Source organism: Variovorax gracilis (genome assembly GCF_030317115.1).
GTDB lineage: Bacteria > Pseudomonadota > Gammaproteobacteria > Burkholderiales > Burkholderiaceae_C > Variovorax > Variovorax gracilis.
This window is the reverse complement of record NZ_JASZYF010000029.1, coordinates 36571-53840: the sequence shown is the minus strand read 5'-3', so window position 1 is coordinate 53840 and position 17270 is coordinate 36571. Positions and strand designations below refer to the sequence as shown.

The following is a 17270-nucleotide window of genomic DNA, read 5'->3' as shown; positions in this document are numbered from 1 at the left end:
CCGCCGACGAGTACAACATCCTTTAGATAGATCTAATTATTTGGATCGAAGTGGGGATTGGGGTGATCGTACTTTCCAGACAAATTGACACGCTTTCGGCCAGAACTGGGGATCTGGCCGATTTCCACTGGTTTAAGAGGTAAAGAGTCGCCAGCCGTTCGGTCGCTTTTGTATTGGCGGGCGATGCCGACCCTCGATGTTTTCAGGAATAACCGCCCCATTTTTTTCAATAGTGGAATATTCAACCGACACAGCGGGTGCGAGCAGAAACCGAGGGGCCCCGTTGCCTCGAAAAATGCCATATTTCAGGAGTATCTGATGAGATATCTACGATTGATGACGTTCAACGTGCAGCTGCTTCCGGTGGTCCCGATCGTCGCCCCTTCTCCGGGTGACGAAGCAGAATCTCGGGCGTCTGCGATCATGGAAGCATTCAAGAAATTACCGCTTGACGAATTGCCCGATGTGGTGACCTTCAATGAATGTTTCAATGAGGACGCACGTAAGGTAGTGATCAACGGGATGTCCGGACTCTACCCCAATCACATCGCCAAATTTGATGATACGTTTGTCGGAGGCGACAGCGGGCTAGCAGTGTATAGCAAGTACCCTTTTTTCCCGCTCGACGCCGATGGCAAGAAGTTTCTGTTTTTCTCATACCCGGATGCCGAAGATGATGACGCGTTGGCTGGTAAAGGAGTGGCCGTAATCCGCTTGGAGACTCCGCTGGGCATGTTGACCTTGGCCTTCACGCACACTCAAGCCTTTTATCACTCCGAAGACGAGTATCGGGGGACCCGTGCGAAACAACTGGCGGACGTTGGCAAGACCATTGCGCAGGTCAACGGAAACTTTCCAGCCTTGCCCTGGGCTAAGACCATTTTGATGGGCGACTTGAATATCATTGGCAATCACCCGCCGGATCCCGCTGCCAACCCGAAGCTTGAATGGGATTCAACTTTTGAAAATCCCGGTCAAATTATGGCAGACGCGTTTTGGGACGGGTGGCGCCATTTCAACCGGCCGCCCGGCTCGGCAATCGAGCAAGATCCGGGATTCACCAATAACAATTTGGAAGCAGGCGAGAATGGTCAACTTCCCCGGGGCCTGCTCTCGCGCTTGGACTACATCTGTTTTTCTAAGCTCCCGGCTGACCAGGTTTTCGTTGCGCAGCACTTGCGCACCCGTTTCCGCACCTTGAGTGACCATTGGTCTCTTGAGGCCGATATTCATCTGACTTCGCCGCACTGCAGCCCTTCTACGGCCTTCGATGCAGCATTGGCTCCAGTCGCGATTTCCCATCTCAAGCTAGCCCAACTGGAGATCACACGCCCTGGTGCCTACCAGTGGGTGTTTGTCGCCAAACCTGGAACCTATACGATATTCAAGCCGACAGGGCTCGAGATTACTCTGTACGCGGCTGACAATCTGTCCACGCCCTGGAATCCTTATGGCCAAATAGACGCTGCCACCATGGGCATTGACAACCTCGAAAAGGATGTCCGGCGATTTGACTCTCTAGAGCCCACTGGCGACCAATATTCGATGCCAGGGCCATTTTTTATCAGAATACGTGCGGGCTCAAAAAACCCAGACGTGCAAGGAACTTGTTTTCTCGGCATTTACGAGCACACGGGGCAAACGCCAGATACGGCGATTGTGATCCAACCGTGGGCAATGCCGCTCGACGCGGGGTTACCTGCGGGTCAACCAAATGGTGTGCACGACGAATGCTGGTTTCGCGCTGAAATCGGCCGGGCATACAGTGGCACGGAACACAATTCCAGATTCATCATCCAGAACAATACTGGAAACGACGCTAAAGTCAAGTTGTTTCGAAGCGGCTTCTCAGTGATTTCCGGCTTTAGCAATGCCGACCCGGAAACGGTTGTCGAATACTCGACATCGGGGCCGGACACGGTGTTTATACGCTTGAATCGCTCGACCCTGAGCGACACAAGTTTTCGGGTCTCCTGGCAGTCAGGCCTCACTTGGTTGCGCAGCGTACCGAATGTCCGCCCCATGGTTTTGCGCTGCGCCGATGAAACAGGACCCGATTGGCTGGGCGCAGACGAGATCACGCTGACACTGTACGCCGATGACCATCGTCCAGAGTTTTTTTCAACTTATTGGGACGATGCGGATTCTAATGAGATTCTCAAATTGGAGGGGCAGGTTCCGGAGATCGCATTCGTCAACTACATCGATGTTTCCGTGAATGAATCCGACTTCATTCAGTCCCCCGATGACTGGTCTCGAGTTGGCGCCTTGGCACCTACGGATGGGTTGATCAAAGCAATCGTGCAGTCCTTCGATGTTCAGAGTGGCACCTACCAGTTCGAATGTAGCTTGAGCCGAACGCAACAGGGCTAACTAGCAGCCTCATCTTGATCAAACACGTGAGCGATGCTCACGCAAATTTGTCAACCGCATGAGGCATCGATCGTCGGATTACCTGCGCCGTTTGATCACGAGTGATACGAGCGCTGCTCGCCGGCCGCAAGGCGATCCGGCGATCCTGCAGAAGTGCGTCTTCCACGTCCGGTGCCGGCACCTGCGGAGCGCTCCGCGATCCAGCCCCTTCGCGTCAACGCGAAGAAGGCGAACGCCTGGGCTCAAGCGCAGTGGTCCGGGCGCGCTCTGCCCCATTCTGCAGCTCACCTCGGTCGCTTCTGCCCCGCTACCGAGTCAGGTGGCCAGGCTCGCTACCAGCTGGCGCGCGGTTCGCGCGCTGGCGCCCTTGCCGGTAATCGCCAGCGCCGGGGCGTTGGCCAGCATCCGCTCGAACACCGCCCGCACTTCTACCGGCCCGATGTCGTCGATCATCGCAATCACTTCGTCCATCGGCGTCACGGTCCCGCTGGCGAAGAGTTCTTCGACGGCCTGCTCCATCGTTGCGTAGGTCCGCTCCTCTGCTCGCACGCGGGACACGGTGAGCTGGTTCTTTGCCCGCTCCAGGTGCACCGGATCGATGGTGGTTGCCTGCGCACGCAGCAGGCCGCCCGTCGTCGTCACTAGCGCGTCTAGCTTGTCCGGGGTAGTGACCGCCTGCACCACGAAGTTGGCCCAGACGTCCCCGCTGTCCATTGTGGAATGCGTCGTGTAGGCCAGGCCGAGCTGCTCCCGAACTGTATCGACCAGGGGTGCCGACATCCCGCCTCCAAACAGGTTGGCCGCCAGCGAAGCCGCAAGGCGCCAGCGCTGCTGCGACATCTCCTCCTGCCGCGCAGGCGCCAGCGGATAGGCAATGTTCAGAAACACTTGCGACACCTGCGTGAAGCCCCGGGCCAAGGCATGACCGATGTACTTCGCGGGCGCCGGCTGTCGCGACGCGAGTATGCCGGCCGAAGGGGGCATCGCTGCAAAGAGTTCCCGGGCGAGCGCGACCCAGCCTTCAACGTCGAAGTTCCCGGCCGCAGCGACGACGGTCTTTTCCGCGACGTAGTAGGACTGCACGTGGCGAACCAGATCGTCCCGGGTAAAGCTTTCAATGTTGCCGACGGTGCCGGTCACGGGCATGCCCATCGGGTCGTCGCCCCAGATCGCGCGGTCGAGCAATTCGCTGGAGTAGTCCTGTGGGTCCTCCTCGTACTCGATGGCCTCCTGGCGAATCACATCCAGCTCGCGCTGCAGTTCACTGTCGGGAAATGTGCTGTTCAAGACGATGTCGGCCGTCATGCGCAGCAACTGCTCAGCGTGCCGGCCCAGGCCGGTCATGAAGTAGCCGGTAGTGTCTTTGCCAGTGTACGCGTTGACATCCGCCCCGAGCCGCTCCGCATCCAGGTTGATGGCCTGAACGGAGCGGGTGGCGGTCCCCTTGAACGCCATGTGCTCCAGGACATGGCCGATGCCGTTGGTGGCCGGCGTCTCGTCCCGGGAGCCGACACGCAGGAACACGCCCACACTGGCGCTCTGCACATGGGGAATGTGAATGGCGAGCAGCCTCACCCCGTTAGGAAGCGTGTAGAGGACCGTGGAGGTGCGTTCCGCCTGCAGTCGGACCATGGCTCAGCGGCCTTCTGGCTGCTGCAGCCTGACGCCGATGCCATAGAGCGCGAGCGGGCCCGGCACGTGCCCAATGGCCACTCCAAGCTCGCCCGCTTCAATACGGCCGATGGCTTGGACATGCGCGAGGCGCGCGGCCGCGGCAGTCTGGCCCTCGCCGGCCGCCGATCGGGCCAACCTTGCTGCCAACCCCAATTCTCGGATTGCATGCAAGGCGTCGTCGCCGATGTCTGCCGCGATGCGTTTTCCTTGAGTCATGGGTGCATTGTCGCCGCGCGCGCTGCCTGATCGATTCTGTGTTTCGGTAGCCCGTCGAAGGCGAGGCTGCGGAAGTTCGCCATTCGAGTTGCGCCAGGGAACTCTCGCGCGGGGCACACAGACTCACACGCCGAGCATGTGCGGCATCGGCACCAGCTCGCTAGCCATAAGACCCTGCAAATAGCGGCGGGCATGCGCCTTGCCCACAGCGTGCACGATGTATGACATCTGCGCATGGAGGCTGCTATCGTTCGGGGGTGCGGACTTGCTGCACACGTCGGCGGTCGGCACCCCGAGGTCCGCGGCGCCGGTCGCGTCAAAGTCTGCCCTGCGTGCCAAGCCGGCGGCGACGTCAAAGATCGCCTGACGCGCATCATGCACACCCATGGATAGTTTGAGGAGCTGGCTCAAGCTCGCGATGACGGCCTCTTCATTGCAGGCGTTGTCGAGCACCTGTGCAGCAACAAGAAGACTGGCGCGGTCCACCCCCGCTTCGCGAACAAGCGTCAGCGCTTGCCCGATGGCCGACAGTCCTCGATCCTCGTTGGGGGAAAAGCGAACCAGTTCGGCGACGACGCGCACGAAGCGAATTCGTTCCGGCAGTGACTGCTGCCGCTCGAGCGCTAAGCAAGGCCCCGAGTGGTTGTCCTGGAGTTGGCTGTTGGCATCGAGCAGGAGGAGATGGAAGTACAGGTGATCGCGATCGACCTGCGGATGGTCCTCGAGTCTCGCCACAACATTGTTTGCGCGATAGCCGGGGAATTCCGGCGTCCCAAGCCAGGCGTCCGTGAGCAACGGTTCGGGCGGGACGTGGGGTAACGTCGATGCGTTGGTCATGTGCATTCTCCTGCGGCTCAGTCTTTGTCTACCTTGCCTGCGAATCGGACAAGCCCACGTGGTGGACCTCATGTACCGCGGGCTCTGCAGGACAAGGCGCGTCCACTCGCGCCTCGGTACCCGCGGCACGGCGCCCATTCAATGGAAATGAGGTCGCTAACAAAAGTCGGACCAGCCGGACCCCTCCTGCCAACACCGCGGCCGCGGCCAGGAGGAGGCAAGCAGCGCGAATCCCCCATCGGATCCGGGACCGCGGGGGGTCATCGGGCCGTGCGTCTGGCAGATGCGCCAGGAACCTCGATGATTGGAAACCAGCCGATGGATCCTGATCGCTCAACTTCTCGAAAGGCTGCGTGGACTCGAACCGCTGGTAGATATTCCGCACGGCGGCCAAGTCTCGGCCAGTCAAGCCGCACCTTTCCCACGAATCTGACATCGCGGGCGTCCGAGCCGCATCGGCCAGCGGCTGCCGCGCCAACGAGGGATGGGAGGCGGCGTTGTCGCGGGCGCGGTGCAATTGCCATCAGAATGCCGTGGATTGCTCGCGCTCATCTTTTGCTGCTCCAAGAGTGGCGCGCTGCGGCGCCCGGCAGGATGACATTAGCTCATCGGCGCCCTTCGCAACGTCCGCTACCGGACACACGCGCCAAATTTTTTGGGCTCCGAAGCAAGGCGAGCGACTGAGAAGGCTCCTGGGCGCGAACTGAGGGCGTGGCACGCGCCTGCCCGTTGATGCCTTGAGCAAGCGCGAGCGGACATGACCTTTGTCAAATAGCCTCACCTCAAGGGAGTAAATTCACGCTCCTGAACCGAGCAGCTACGCTGGAAGAGGCCGGGAGGATGCCATTGTTCCCAAAGTACCTATGTCCGCTGCCGGACAGACCGGCGAGCGAAGGTATTTATACTTTAAGCCGTGATAGCGGCGATGTCTTGGGCTGCTGACGAGTCTGGGTGAGCGGGAAAGATGACGACAGCGTTAGATGTCAAAGGGAACTACCTGCTCTCGGCGTTGCCGATGGCCGAACTGGAGCGGTGGCTGCCGTTCCTGGAGCCGGTTGAGTTGCCTCTTGGGCATGTTGTCTTCGAATCTGATTCGGCATTGCGGTACGTGTACTTTCCGACGACGGCGATCGTCTCGCTGCTCTATGTCCTGGAGAATGGCGCGTCGGCCGAGATTGCCGTAGTCGGAAGAGAGGGATTGGTCGGGGTCTCACTCTTCATGGGCGGCAACTCGACGCCCAATCGAGCAGTCGTGCAAAGTGCCGGCAAAGGATACCGGCTCGGCGCGCATGCGCTGAACGCCGAATTCAGTCGAGCAGGACGGGTGTTGCGACTTCTGCTCTGCTATACCCAGGCACTCATCAGTCAGATGTCCCAGACAGCGGTGTGCAATCGCCATCATTCGCTGGATCAGCAGCTTTGCCGCTGGCTGCTCTTGAGTCTTGATCGTCTTGACGGTGACGAGCTGGTGATGACCCAGGAACTGATAGCCAGTATGCTGGGCGTGCGTCGAACCGGCGTGACGGAGGCAGCGTCGCAACTGCAGGCAGCCGGCCTGATTCGCTACTCGCGAGGGCGGATTTCGGTACTGGATCGTCCCGGGCTTGAAAAGCGTACTTGTGAGTGCTATCAGGTCGTCAAGAAGGAGTACGAACGTTTGCTGCCCGGGCGGGGTTCCGGCGATAGCGCATACTGAGTCTCCATCCAACGGTTGCCAGCCGACACGTCACCTGAAGTGTTCCTCCGCCAATGGAGGAATCAACCTTGGAGCGATGACGTGGCCACAATCGAAAATCATCTTCTTGCCGGTTTGCCAGCGCGCGACCGCAGGCGATTGCTCCTGCTAGCGACGGCAATGCCGCTGGATCTGTCCTCAGTGCTGGTCAGCGCCGGCGAAACTCCCGCGTATGTCTACTTTCCGACCAGAGGGTTTGTGTCGCTCGTGAGTTCAAGCGAAGGCAATCCGAGCCTCGAGGTTGGCATGGTGGGCACGGAGGGCATGGTCGGAACGCAGGTCGTCCTCGGTGTGGTGGAAGCGCCGTTGCGAGCCCTGGTTCAAGGCGCGGGGTCGGCGCTGCGGATCCCGATCAAACCATTCCGGGGTGAACTGGACAGCTGCAAGGCGCTTAAAGAAGTAATGGATCGATACATTCATGTCCTCAATTTGCAGCTTATGACTTCGCTCACCTGTGTACGGTTTCATCAGGTCGCCCCCCGCCTTGCAAGGTGGCTCTTGATGAGCCAAGACAGGGCGCATTCCAATCAGTTCAGCGTGACACAGGAATTCATGGCTTACATGCTTGGCGCGCGCCGTAGCGGAATCTCGGAAGCAGCGACGTTGCTTCAGCGTGACGGTCTCATTTCGTACAAGCGCGGTGAGATGACGGTTCTTGACAGACCGGGGTTGGAGGCGGTTTCATGCAGTTGCTATTTGGCAGACTTGCAGTGCTACGCGCGGTCTCTGGGGTCTGTCAGCGTCCAATCGAAGGGGACCAAATAGGTCCGTGTTTGATACTTCATCTACAACACTCCTTCTGCCTACGCAGTTTCTAGTGTTGCCTCGACCGGTTGAATCCGCACCATGCCCCGGTCATTGGACTGTTCCTACGGATTCCAGCGCCTTATCGCTTCGCTTCACGCCTCATCCAGTGGGGGGAGTTCAGGTCCCTTGAAGTTGGACTTGGACTTGACCCTGCTGCGCGGACGGGTTGTGACTTGATTCTCAAGTCGGTGACGTCTCCCCCGGATTCCGGACTTTTCAGAACTGTAGGTGATGTCTTTTTCGGCCGGCCCGGAGGCCCGGAAGGGCAGGAAGGAGAACCGATGAAGAGGTCAAGATTCAGTGAGGAGCAGATCGCTTAGCGCAGCACCAGGACAGGGGTGTGCGAATGGGTCAAGACGTGCAGGGTCTCACTTCCCATCAGCAGCCGCGTGAGTCCCCGGCGCCCGTGAGACGCCATGACGATCAGGTCACAGTCGTGGTTCTTTGCGAATTCGACGATCGATTCAGCCACGTGGTTCGACTTCGCAACCACTGCCTCCGCATGACGAACGCCCTTTGCGAGCGCGATACCCTTGACTGCATCGACCATAGCCTGTGCCGCCGCGACCGAACGGCGATGCGACTCCTCGACCTCGCGCTGGCTCAACACGGACGAACCTTCGAAATAGCTGTGTGGTTCCAAGTACGCCACAGTGATCACATGCAGTTCTGCATCGGTCAGCAGGCTCAGGTCGATAGCCTTGGCGACGGCCTGTTCGGAAAGCGTGGAACCATCGGTGGCCACAAGAATGCGCTTGAACACGTCGAAATCTCCTGGGATCGGAAACCATAGTACTTGACCGCGTTCTGAGGTTTGCGAAAGCATGATCTTGCACTCCCCACATCCTGGCGGTGCTGGTGCAAATCTTCCGCGCGGCCGAACAATTTTGTGAGCACGACGCGCGATCATGCTGAGACACTGCATTCCAGACCGCGGGCGCGGCTTAGCCTTTGACGCGCAGCCGACGGAGACTAGCCTTTCCGAATGCGATTCAGCAGCTCGAAGTGCACGGGATAACTTCAGCGCGCCACAAGCGCTACAGCCTACCGCACGCACGGTTTGCACCAGAGCCGTTTAATGTCGCGTCATCTTCCGGGCTGACGCGAGCCGGCGATGTAGAGCGGACGCGGTGTGCCGGCCTCGTTGCCAGCCGGCCCGGCCAGGCGCGCGGCGCGCGCTACAGGCGTGACACGGCCCCACTCGAGGACTACGAGTTGATCCGCAAATTGAGTGGAGGCCACAAGGCTCGTCTCCGGGCACAGTTCCATCAAGCCGTCTTAGACTGCGGTAAAACCGGAGGTGGAGATGCTTGCCAAGCCTTGCCTGGGGATTCTGGTTGAGCTAGCCGTGACCGGGTGCACCAGCTTTTAACTGTCACCGACAGACCGCGGGATAGCGTTCAAGCTCAAGACATGCAAGCACGACCATTTCGAGGAAGCGAGACGCCGTCTCACAAGCACCCTGGCGCTTGAGCGGCAGGTCATGGCTTCGGTCAATCATCGCTTTGCGCTCAGCATACCGGCCTTGATGAGCGCGCCTTCTAAAAAATCATTCTCCAACGCGAGTCGACGGATCTTGGCATGCAACGCCTTCAGATCAACTGCAGGCTCTACAGCATGCGCCTCACTGCCAAAGACGCCGACCGCGCGGCTGAGCAACTGGTTCTTCCAGTCGGTGATCTGGTTGGGATGCACGTCATGCTGTTGGGCCAGCTCGGGCAGGGTCTTGTCGCCGCGCACGGCAGCCAACGCAACTTTGGCTTTGAAGGCGGCTGAGTGCGTGCGGCGGGGCCTTCTGCTCATGTTCGCTCCAATCATCGCGGGCGAGGTCCTCGCCCTCAGGAGCAGTTTCCACCCTTATCGAGTTGTGCAGATTTCCGGGGCCAGATCTGAAGGCCCTTGTTAACCGCCAGCGCGACGGCGTCTGTAAAGTGTCGCGTGAGTACGTTTTGTGCGAAGACTGACATAGATCGAGGCGTTGTCCGACACCGCAGGCCGATCGAATGTACGACAAAGAACTTCAAATGTGAATTTTTCCCATTTAGGATTCGTTGTGATCGCACAGATATTCGTCGCCGCCATCGCGTTGACAGCGCTTATCGTTCTGCCGGGAATGCCCGCAGCATTGGTTATCTCAGGATGCGCTATAGGCGGCGCATGGCTCTTTTACGACCTCGAATCACCGGCGTCGAGCGAGACAGCGAATGCCGTCAAGCGTTCGCAAACCGTGATCGGCGACCTGGGCGATGGAATTCGAGGTCATGGCAGGCCCTCGACGATGGACATCGACGCATGACGCAACGCGTCCGAGCGACTTCCGACGAGCATCGGGACCACCTCTACGACCTCTACCTGCGCAACGATGGCGCGCACGTAGCTGTGCGTCAGGCACACCAGTCCGCTCTGCTTCATCTGGTCTGTTCATCACTTCAACCGTATTGGCGTAGCTCGAATCGCTCGCCGGCGCGTCACGCGTGGTTCAGTGGCGATTGCCGAAGGGCTTGTGCAAGCCTTCCGTGCATACCTGTTGGATGGCCGACCGAATCGGATCTTCGGGCGTTTGCGGGGAAGGCCGCATTGGAAATTCGGATTGCTCAGGCACATGGGCCCTTGGCCATTCGAGCCATGAGATTGCGCAAGGAAGATCTTGGGCGTCGAGCGCGCGGCGCCCAGGCTGACGGACCTAGACCTGTGGCTGTTTGCACGGCTCGATGTCGCTGAGGCACGCCCTGGCTGCGACGAGCCCAAGGCCGTTTTCCCCGTGCCATCGAGGGTTCTTGGCTTGCAGCCCTGATGTGATTTCACTCCTGACAAGGAAACTAATGAGACTCGAACAATTGATGATTGGCGTCGTAACTGCAGTCGCGCTGGCGGCATGTGGCGGAGGCGGGGGTGGAAGCGCTGGCGGCGCAGGGTTCGCAGCGCTTGGGACTTCATCGTCGCCAGGCGCGAGCGCGGCGACCGGAGCGTCCAGCCCGGTCGCCACCGGCGGTGATACGCCGCCGCCGACCGGCAAGCTTCTGGACTCCCCGGTCGTACTGGCCACGATGACAACCACGCAGATCGATGCGGCTTCGGCCAGCCGGGGTATACAGGCACTCACCGGCCGTGCCACGTGCGACGTCGCACTGGTCTCGTTGAATTACAGCGCGTCCGGGCCCAAGGGAGAATCAAGCAATTCCTCGGGCGTGGTCCTCATGCCGCTCGGCAGTTGCCAGACCTCGGCGGCGCCCCTAGTAGCATATGGGAGAGGCACCGAGGTCCTTAAGACGAAAACACTGGCGGACGCACAGAATCCAGAGACCGTGTTCCTGGCTGCCATGTACGCGTCCCAAGGCTACGCGGTGGTGGCGACCGACTACCTTGGCTTTGCGAAATCGGCTTTCCCTTACCACCCCTACCTTCATGCGGATTCCGAGGCACGGGCCATCCTCGACTCGATCCGCGCGGCGCGTGAAGCCGTGGGCGTTGTGGGAGGCAAGCTCTCCACCAAGATCATGTTGACAGGCTACTCGCAGGGGGCTCATTCGTCGATGGCGGCACAGCGCCTCGCAGAGCGGGACTACGCATCGGAGTTCAACATCGTGGCAGGAGCGCACCTCGCCGGTCCCTACAACCTGTCCGGTGCCTTTCAGAATCCGGTCGCGATCAACGACTATCAATTCTGGGTCCCCTTCGTGGTCACTTCCTATCAGAAGATCTATGGCGACGTGTATGGCAACGTGAACGAAGTCTTCAAGGCCCCCTACGCCGCGAGCATCGAGAATCTGCTGCCCAACCCGACTCTCGACTACGGGCCCCTGATGAGCACCGGTGCCTTGCCCGGAGCCCACGGCGAAACACCATCGCAGGTGCGTGACGCTCTGATCCAGCCCAGCTATCTGACAGACGTGCAAACGAACCCGAATAACGCGTTGTACAAACGTGCGAAGGAGAACGATCTGTTCGGCTGGTCCCCGAAGGCGCAAACCCTGCTTTGCGGGGGCGCCGGCGATAGGACGGTGCCGACCTCAATCCACATGGTGCGCATGAAAGCGGACTTCGATGCGCGGGGCGTGACCACCGTCTCGGCGGTAGATGTTGATGCGCAGATTCAAGCGACCTACGGGCCTGGTGGCAGCGCGCCCACCGATACTGCTTCAGCGGCCTATGCTACCTACTACACCTCGTACCACGGCACCTTCGAGCCGCCGTTCTGCCATGCGCGCGCTCGAGCGCTTTTCGACTCAATGCGTTGAGCCAGGAGAGCAGCCAGAAGTGAGGGGTGCACTACGCGGCGAGCGGCGCCTGTCCTTCGACGTTGAAGCCCGGGTACCAACGTCGAAACTGCTCCGCCAGATCACCGTTCAGAACATGAGCTCGGATCTGAAGCAGCAAGTGGGCTCCGCGCGGTGGCCGACGCATCTGCTGCTTCTTCACGAATCGCTTGGCCACAAGTTGGTTGACGGCAGACTCCACGAATCCGGTGGAGATACGTTCGCCACATCGGTACCGCTCGCCGTAGTTGACAATGGCATATGCATTGTTGTCGACGTAGGTGGCGAACTCGTCAAGGGCGCGAGCGAGCTTCTTGAGCACAACCGACGGTGGTCGCCCCGCTTCCCGATCCTCGTTTCGGGCAATGTCCACTTCATCGATGAGATCTCCCAGCGCGCCGTCGGCCCCGATCAAGTTGCCATGCCAGAGGAACCACTTCACGCGCTCGAGCTGCCCGATGAGCAGCTTCTCGCCCGCGTCGCGCAAGCCCCGTGTCACCTGCAGGAGCTGCTCGATGCGCATCGCCACATGAAACCAGTCCAGGATGTGCTCGGACCGCGCATGCACGGAAGTGGCGAGTTCGCGGACGGTGTCGCCGCCGTCCCAAAGGAAGGTGACGTGCCGGCGCGGCGAAATTCCCTGCGACTCGAGCACTGTTCGTAGGCGTCATCGAGACCGACGGTGATCGGGGATCCAGCTCAGGTGCCGCTTCAATATCACGCTGACTCCCGCCTTGGTCGGCCGCCGGTTCCGTCTCCAGCTGTGCTTCGAGCCGTTGCGCCGTGGCCAGCACGTGCTGACGAACCGCCTCGTGCCCCAAGGAGCGGTCAACGGGTAGGACATCGTGCAGCAGTTCCGCGACGGCCGAGAATGATCCCTTGGCGGCCCACTTGGCCTCGAGATATTCGAGTTCTGGACTCGTGTGCGTCGTCAATATCTCGGTCAGGGGGCTGAACGTAGTCTTGCTGGGCGTCTCGCATCGACAGCGACACCAGCGAGGGCTGCGCACAGGCACATCGCCGAAGGCAGTTCTGAAGCGCAACGATTGAAGCCGCTGACATTGAGGGCAGGGCCTGTGCTCGACCATGTATCGGGCCGGTTGTTCTCGCACCACCATCTGCTGGATCCCCTCGAGGATCGCCTTGGATTCGGCCAGTTTCAGTCCGACGTCCTGCACGTGCTCGCAGTTTCGGTCCATGGTGTGGATTAGCACTGTAAGCGGCAGAGTGGCACCTCCCTCGGTGCGCATTTCAATTGTGAGTTTCATCGTCGGACCTCCAATATGGCTGCGATGCCAGGGCTGCGAGCCTTTGGTTGACCGCGCGCCGGTCGAAGCGGTCAGGGTGATATCGGCTCAGGATGTCCCATTCCTCCTCGTCCATGTCATCGATGAGGTCCTCCCGCAGCTCTGGCGCTCGCCGATGAGGGCATACACGAATCGGTCGGTCATAAACGCGTGCGGGCCGCCGCAGTCTTCGGGCGGTGCAGCTCTATGTCCTGCGGTGCACGAGGGATAGCTCAACCTGGGGTCAATCGGTAGGGCCGCTTCGATGCGCAGATCATGAATCCAGCAATCGCCGAAGTCATACTCATAGGTGAATCGCTCGCCGAGTCGCAGATGCAAGTCGCCGATCGCCACTGCGCGGGCGTCAGTGGAGAAATGCATCGATGATCGCCCGAACTGCCTCTCAAAGCATCATCGTGCCCTTCCAAGGAGGTCGCGGTGCAGGGATCTCTGGCCCGATCGTCGAGTCAGGGCGAGCTTAGGGGTGAGGTGCCTTCGGCGCAAGGAAAAGCGCACCTAACGTACTCTGTGGAGCTCGGAGGAGGTTTGAGATCGGAAAGGTAAGCCCGAGATGAGGCCCCCGGCCGCAGGCCGCAGGGGCGGACGGGTCACCGTCCGGGCAACCTGTCCACGGGCGAAGCCGGTGATCAGGGCGTCAGGTCGAAGGCAAGCGCGCGGGGAGCGGTGGGCAGACCTGGCAGCCCGAAGGGCCTGTCCACGTGTTTGGGCAGCAGGTTGTCCACGGCGGGCGGAATCTCCTAGCACCCTATCGCCCCGGCGAGGCGGAAATACCTCACAGATCACGCGAATACCACGCAGTCCATCTGGAGGGTTCACGGGACGTGCTACCTCAGGCAAAGTGGGTGCTTCATACCCCAGCAATCTCGGAGCGGACCATGGAATCAGCGATCTTCACCCTCGGCGCACTGGCCGTACTGGTGGCGGCTGGCTGGATCATCGATCTCCTGGTGCATCCGCGCACCGCCATCGCGCATCGAGCGCCTGATGGCCTCGCAGATCCAGCGATCGACCGCTGCCATCCGAGCCGCCAGGAAGCCTAGCCGTGCACGTGTAACGGCAGACGACCCGGACTGCGTTCACCGCTTCTTGGGTTGATTCGGCACGTTGACCCTGCTGATTCAGAGGCGTACAACGACCGCCACGCCAAGGTCCCTATTCCGCTGGCGCCTTGGCTGATCCGTCGATGAAAGGGTCACCACGGATTGGTGCGGGCTCCTGAGTTCGCGATGCCGGCGGAACACAGTAGCGGGGATACCATCATGCGAAGACCAACAATACTTCAGACGTGCATCATTGCAAGCTTCTTAGCGACGTCGTCATTGTCAGTCGCGGAGCCGCTGAACCTGGCCAAGCAGACGACAAGATTCAAGACAGAACAGGATGTTGCAACAGGCGGCGGATGCGATGCCCTGCAAAACTGCGCTTTTTTTTAGGTGGTCGTCGGCGACAACTTCTTCACCGGCTTGCGCGAAGCCAGCATCGTCCTTTCGGTTGGAAGCCCGACTACGCCAGGAACCCAGATTGCCTGCATGGTCCACAGTTCGCGCAAGCCATCACCGTGGACTTGCGGACAGGAAACGCCAATATCAACATTTCCTTTAACGCCGCCGACCCGGCGTCCTGCTACTTGACGTACCCCGCGGTCGCCACGCTGAGCCTCACGGGGAGGCCCGACGGAACCTTCTCCGTCAGCAGTCGCGGGGACGGCCGAATTCAGACGAGCACAGGGACAACGAAATTCAAGGAGCAGCGGGACTACTTTAACGAGGTGTTTACAGGGACCATCGCTCTCGACGGCGTCGTGTCCATTACGGGATCGTTTCCTGGGGGATCCGTGGACAGCACTCGCCGCACCGACTTGACGAAGACCCAATAGCCTTCCCACCGTTGGCCCTACTTCCCAACCTGTGAGAATGGCGAAGGCATAGGACCGCTCGATGCCGGCGCCGGGCGGACTTGGCATCGCCTGCAGGCTCGCGCCTGAGTAAACCGCCGGCGGCTGAACGATGGCGATGCTTATGACCGGCTGCGACAAGCTGAAAGCAGTTGATGATCTCGCGGCGCAATCGGCGAGAAGGCATGAGGGCCAGCTTTCGGCCCCGGAAGACTGATGGCTTGCTCGGAGGCTGCTGACGGGCGGAAAGCTGTCGGTTCGACGCCGTTCGGGGAACTTCGGCTATCGCTGCTCAGCCGCTATACAGCGGTCCCTGGGGTCTTCTAGGATCACCTCGGGCAATTGCACCTCGCCGATCACGCCGGTGATGCTGCGACCATCTCGGTCATCGAACGTCACGGTGTCGCCGTATTCGAACTCGCGCGCATGGTTTGCTGCCCTGGCGGGTTCCGGCAGCGGCTCATAGGGAGCTTGTTCGTCGCGACGTTCTGCGTCGTTTTAGCCCTGCATCGCCAGTTTCTTCCAGGTTCGCTTGGCTCGATCCATGCGATGTCGTGCCGGCGGGCGAGGGCCCGCACGAGCAATTGCGAACGAGGATCGCGGGAACGTCAGCCGAAGGACACGTTGATGGCCCAAAGGATGCCTAGCACAATCAGGAACAAGCCGATGAAGAGGATCCATCCGTTCGCAAAAGCATGCTCATCCAAAGGCTCCTCATCGCTTTCCTGCGGTGGGCTCTGGTCGACCGGAGGCAAATGATTCATGCCCGACTGTACAGGGCGAGCAGAAGAAGCCGCAGCTTCGCGAAAGTGTTACTTGGGCGCCTGGCGTCGCACGCGACGGCATGCACGACCTCGAAGTTGCGCTGCGCTTGGTGCATACGGCGTTGGAAGAAGTCCGGCAAGCCTTCAAGGGTGACCTTGAAAGCAGCAGAAGCGAGCCTGGATGCTACGGTCGAAAAACTCGATCGCTTCGGCCTCGGTCTGAACAGCTTGCGACTGTGGTCCGCAGAAATCCGGTGAGTCGTCACAGCGGTAAATGGTTGGCTCGGACGGAACACCGTGGCACGATGAGGCGATGGTGATGCCTTGTGCTGCTGGCGGCGCGGAGCGATTGACCTTCGCGCGTGAAGGCTACGTGCGGCGCGTCGACGAGTCGGCGACCTGTTCGCGCGCTCGACCAACCAGTCGACGCTCCCCGCGGAGTAGGAGATTGACGGATGCGCCGCCATCACTGCGTCGGCCACCTGTTCGACGGCCACTCTTCTAGCGATTCGAGGTGCGCTGGTTCGCGACCCTCTGCACATCCCCCAGCTTCTGGATGCTCTCGAGCTGCGTGAAACGCTCAGGTCATCGGCTCAGGGTGACGAGCGCGCGGAGTTCATGTGGTGTCGTTGTCGTCGTCATTCCTCGCGGCTGCCGCCCAGGCCCAGCAGCATCAGAAGCGACTGGAACACGTTGTACAGGCTCAGGTAGACGCCGAGGGTCGCCGTGATGTAGTTGGTCTCGTGACCGTCCTTGACGCGCTTGAGATCGTGGAGGATGAAGGCCGAGAAGATGCCGATCGCGAGCACCGAGAGGGTGATCATCAGCGCGCCCGACTGGATGAAGAAGTTCGCGATGCCGGCCACCAGTAGCAGGATGGCGCCGATGAAGAGCCACTTGCCCATCGCCGACAGGTCGCGCTTGATCACCGACGACAGCATCGCCATGCCGAGGAAAACTGCACCGGTGCCCGCGAACGCGGTCATGACGAGGCTGGCGCCGTTCTGCATGCCGAGCACCACTCCCAGCATGCGCGACAGCATCAGGCCCATGAAGAAGGTGAAGCCCAGCAGCACCGGCACGCCGGCGGCGGAGTTCTTGGTCTTCTCGATCGCGAACATGAAGCCGAAGGCCCCGGCCAGGAAGACGACCATCGAGATGCCCGCCGGCATGGCGCGGGCGAGGCCGGTCGAGAGGCCGAGCCAGGCGCCCAGCACCGTCGGCACCATTGAGAGGGCCAACAACCAGTAGGTGTTGCGAAGCACCTGGTTGCGCTCCGCGGCGGCCGGCAACGCCGCCTGCGGCGAGCCATAAACCTGGATGTTGTCGTTCATTTCGAGTGTCCTGGGTAGGTTGAAGAACCACGCGTATGGACGCGCATGAAGTGCACTCTAGACCTGGATAGCA

At 60.5% G+C, this 17270-nt stretch carries 14 protein-coding genes and 1 pseudogene; 5 read left to right on the top strand and 10 right to left on the bottom strand.

The genetic code is table 11. The features are described 5' to 3' along the window. Positions 1–336: 336 nt before the first annotated feature. Positions 337–2373, top strand: a complete 2037-nt coding sequence (locus tag QTH97_RS30570) for an endonuclease/exonuclease/phosphatase family protein (RefSeq protein ID WP_286572352.1) — start codon at positions 337–339, stop codon at positions 2371–2373. A 315-nt stretch (positions 2374–2688) separates the two neighbouring features. On the opposite strand, the gene QTH97_RS30565 is transcribed toward QTH97_RS30570, so the two are convergent. From QTH97_RS30565 to QTH97_RS30555, 3 genes are all read right to left on the bottom strand, one after another. Further along, on the bottom strand, positions 2689–4005 hold the full coding sequence (locus QTH97_RS30565) for a M16 family metallopeptidase (protein WP_286572351.1): 1317 nt from the start codon (positions 4003–4005) through the stop codon (positions 2689–2691). Between the two features lie 3 nt (positions 4006–4008). After that, entirely contained in the window at positions 4009–4263 is a 255-nt protein-coding gene (locus QTH97_RS30560) for an XRE family transcriptional regulator (RefSeq protein WP_286572350.1), read from the bottom strand. A gap of 123 nt (positions 4264–4386) precedes the next feature. Further along, on the bottom strand, positions 4387–5100 hold the full coding sequence (locus QTH97_RS30555; protein ID WP_286572349.1) for a hypothetical protein: 714 nt from the start codon (positions 5098–5100) through the stop codon (positions 4387–4389). 1015 nt (positions 5101–6115) lie between these two features. On the opposite strand from QTH97_RS30555, the gene QTH97_RS30550 reads away from it, so the two are divergent. Further along, positions 6116–6796 (top strand): Crp/Fnr family transcriptional regulator, encoded by a 681-nt coding sequence (locus tag QTH97_RS30550; RefSeq protein WP_444813494.1) that lies wholly within the window; start codon positions 6116–6118, stop codon positions 6794–6796. Between the two features lie 81 nt (positions 6797–6877). Next, on the top strand, positions 6878–7600 hold the full coding sequence (locus QTH97_RS30545; RefSeq protein ID WP_286572347.1) for a Crp/Fnr family transcriptional regulator: 723 nt from the start codon (positions 6878–6880) through the stop codon (positions 7598–7600). A 358-nt stretch (positions 7601–7958) separates the two neighbouring features. Here QTH97_RS30545 and QTH97_RS30540 read toward each other — a convergent pair whose 3' ends face one another. The 3 genes and pseudogenes from QTH97_RS30540 to QTH97_RS30530 form a co-directional block, all read right to left on the bottom strand. Further along, positions 7959–8405 (bottom strand): universal stress protein, encoded by a 447-nt coding sequence (locus QTH97_RS30540; RefSeq protein ID WP_286572346.1) that lies wholly within the window; start codon positions 8403–8405, stop codon positions 7959–7961. Between the two features lie 699 nt (positions 8406–9104). Next, positions 9105–9445 (bottom strand): annotated as a pseudogene (locus QTH97_RS30535) (transposase); the annotation flags it as partial. A 456-nt stretch (positions 9446–9901) separates the two neighbouring features. Continuing rightward, entirely contained in the window at positions 9902–10054 is a 153-nt protein-coding gene (locus tag QTH97_RS30530; RefSeq protein ID WP_286572345.1) for a hypothetical protein, read from the bottom strand. A gap of 410 nt (positions 10055–10464) precedes the next feature. On the opposite strand from QTH97_RS30530, the gene QTH97_RS30525 reads away from it, so the two are divergent. After that, a complete protein-coding gene (locus QTH97_RS30525) occupies positions 10465–11880 on the top strand; it encodes a lipase family protein (protein ID WP_286572344.1) in 1416 nt (471 codons plus the stop codon). A 31-nt stretch (positions 11881–11911) separates the two neighbouring features. Here QTH97_RS30525 and QTH97_RS30520 read toward each other — a convergent pair whose 3' ends face one another. Then, positions 11912–12553 carry a hypothetical protein gene (locus QTH97_RS30520; protein WP_286572342.1) on the bottom strand — a complete coding sequence of 214 codons (642 nt, stop codon included), beginning with the start codon at positions 12551–12553 and terminating at the stop codon, positions 11912–11914. 700 nt (positions 12554–13253) lie between these two features. After that, entirely contained in the window at positions 13254–13565 is a 312-nt protein-coding gene (locus tag QTH97_RS37080; protein WP_353655681.1) for a plasmid pRiA4b ORF-3 family protein, read from the bottom strand. Between the two features lie 515 nt (positions 13566–14080). On the opposite strand from QTH97_RS37080, the gene QTH97_RS30515 reads away from it, so the two are divergent. Next, a complete protein-coding gene (locus QTH97_RS30515) occupies positions 14081–14245 on the top strand; it encodes a hypothetical protein (RefSeq protein WP_286572341.1) in 165 nt (54 codons plus the stop codon). Positions 14246–15707: 1462 nt separating this feature from the next. On the opposite strand, the gene QTH97_RS30510 is transcribed toward QTH97_RS30515, so the two are convergent. Then, on the bottom strand, positions 15708–15863 hold the full coding sequence (locus QTH97_RS30510) for a hypothetical protein (protein WP_286572340.1): 156 nt from the start codon (positions 15861–15863) through the stop codon (positions 15708–15710). 638 nt (positions 15864–16501) lie between these two features. Then, positions 16502–17197, bottom strand: a complete 696-nt coding sequence (locus QTH97_RS30505; RefSeq protein WP_286572339.1) for a Bax inhibitor-1 family protein — start codon at positions 17195–17197, stop codon at positions 16502–16504. Positions 17198–17270 lie beyond the last annotated feature (73 nt).

Excerpts from the sequence above, each read along its gene's own strand:
- QTH97_RS30555 (WP_286572349.1), bottom strand. The coding sequence starts at position 5,100 with ATGACCAACGCATCGACGTTACCCCACGTCCCGCCCGAACCGTTGCTC.
- QTH97_RS30530 (WP_286572345.1), bottom strand. The coding sequence starts at position 10,054 with ATGAAGCAGAGCGGACTGGTGTGCCTGACGCACAGCTACGTGCGCGCC.
- QTH97_RS30565 (WP_286572351.1), bottom strand. The coding sequence starts at position 4,005 with ATGGTCCGACTGCAGGCGGAACGCACCTCCACGGTCCTCTACACGCTT.
- QTH97_RS30560 (WP_286572350.1), bottom strand. The coding sequence starts at position 4,263 with ATGACTCAAGGAAAACGCATCGCGGCAGACATCGGCGACGACGCCTTG.
- QTH97_RS30515 (WP_286572341.1), top strand. The coding sequence starts at position 14,081 with ATGGAATCAGCGATCTTCACCCTCGGCGCACTGGCCGTACTGGTGGCG.
- QTH97_RS30505 (WP_286572339.1), bottom strand. The coding sequence starts at position 17,197 with ATGAACGACAACATCCAGGTTTATGGCTCGCCGCAGGCGGCGTTGCCG.
- QTH97_RS30550 (WP_444813494.1), top strand. The coding sequence starts at position 6,116 with ATGGCCGAACTGGAGCGGTGGCTGCCGTTCCTGGAGCCGGTTGAGTTG.
- QTH97_RS30510 (WP_286572340.1), bottom strand. The coding sequence starts at position 15,863 with ATGAATCATTTGCCTCCGGTCGACCAGAGCCCACCGCAGGAAAGCGAT.
- QTH97_RS30525 (WP_286572344.1), top strand. The coding sequence starts at position 10,465 with ATGAGACTCGAACAATTGATGATTGGCGTCGTAACTGCAGTCGCGCTG.
- QTH97_RS30570 (WP_286572352.1), top strand. The coding sequence starts at position 337 with ATGACGTTCAACGTGCAGCTGCTTCCGGTGGTCCCGATCGTCGCCCCT.
- QTH97_RS37080 (WP_353655681.1), bottom strand. The coding sequence starts at position 13,565 with ATGCATTTCTCCACTGACGCCCGCGCAGTGGCGATCGGCGACTTGCAT.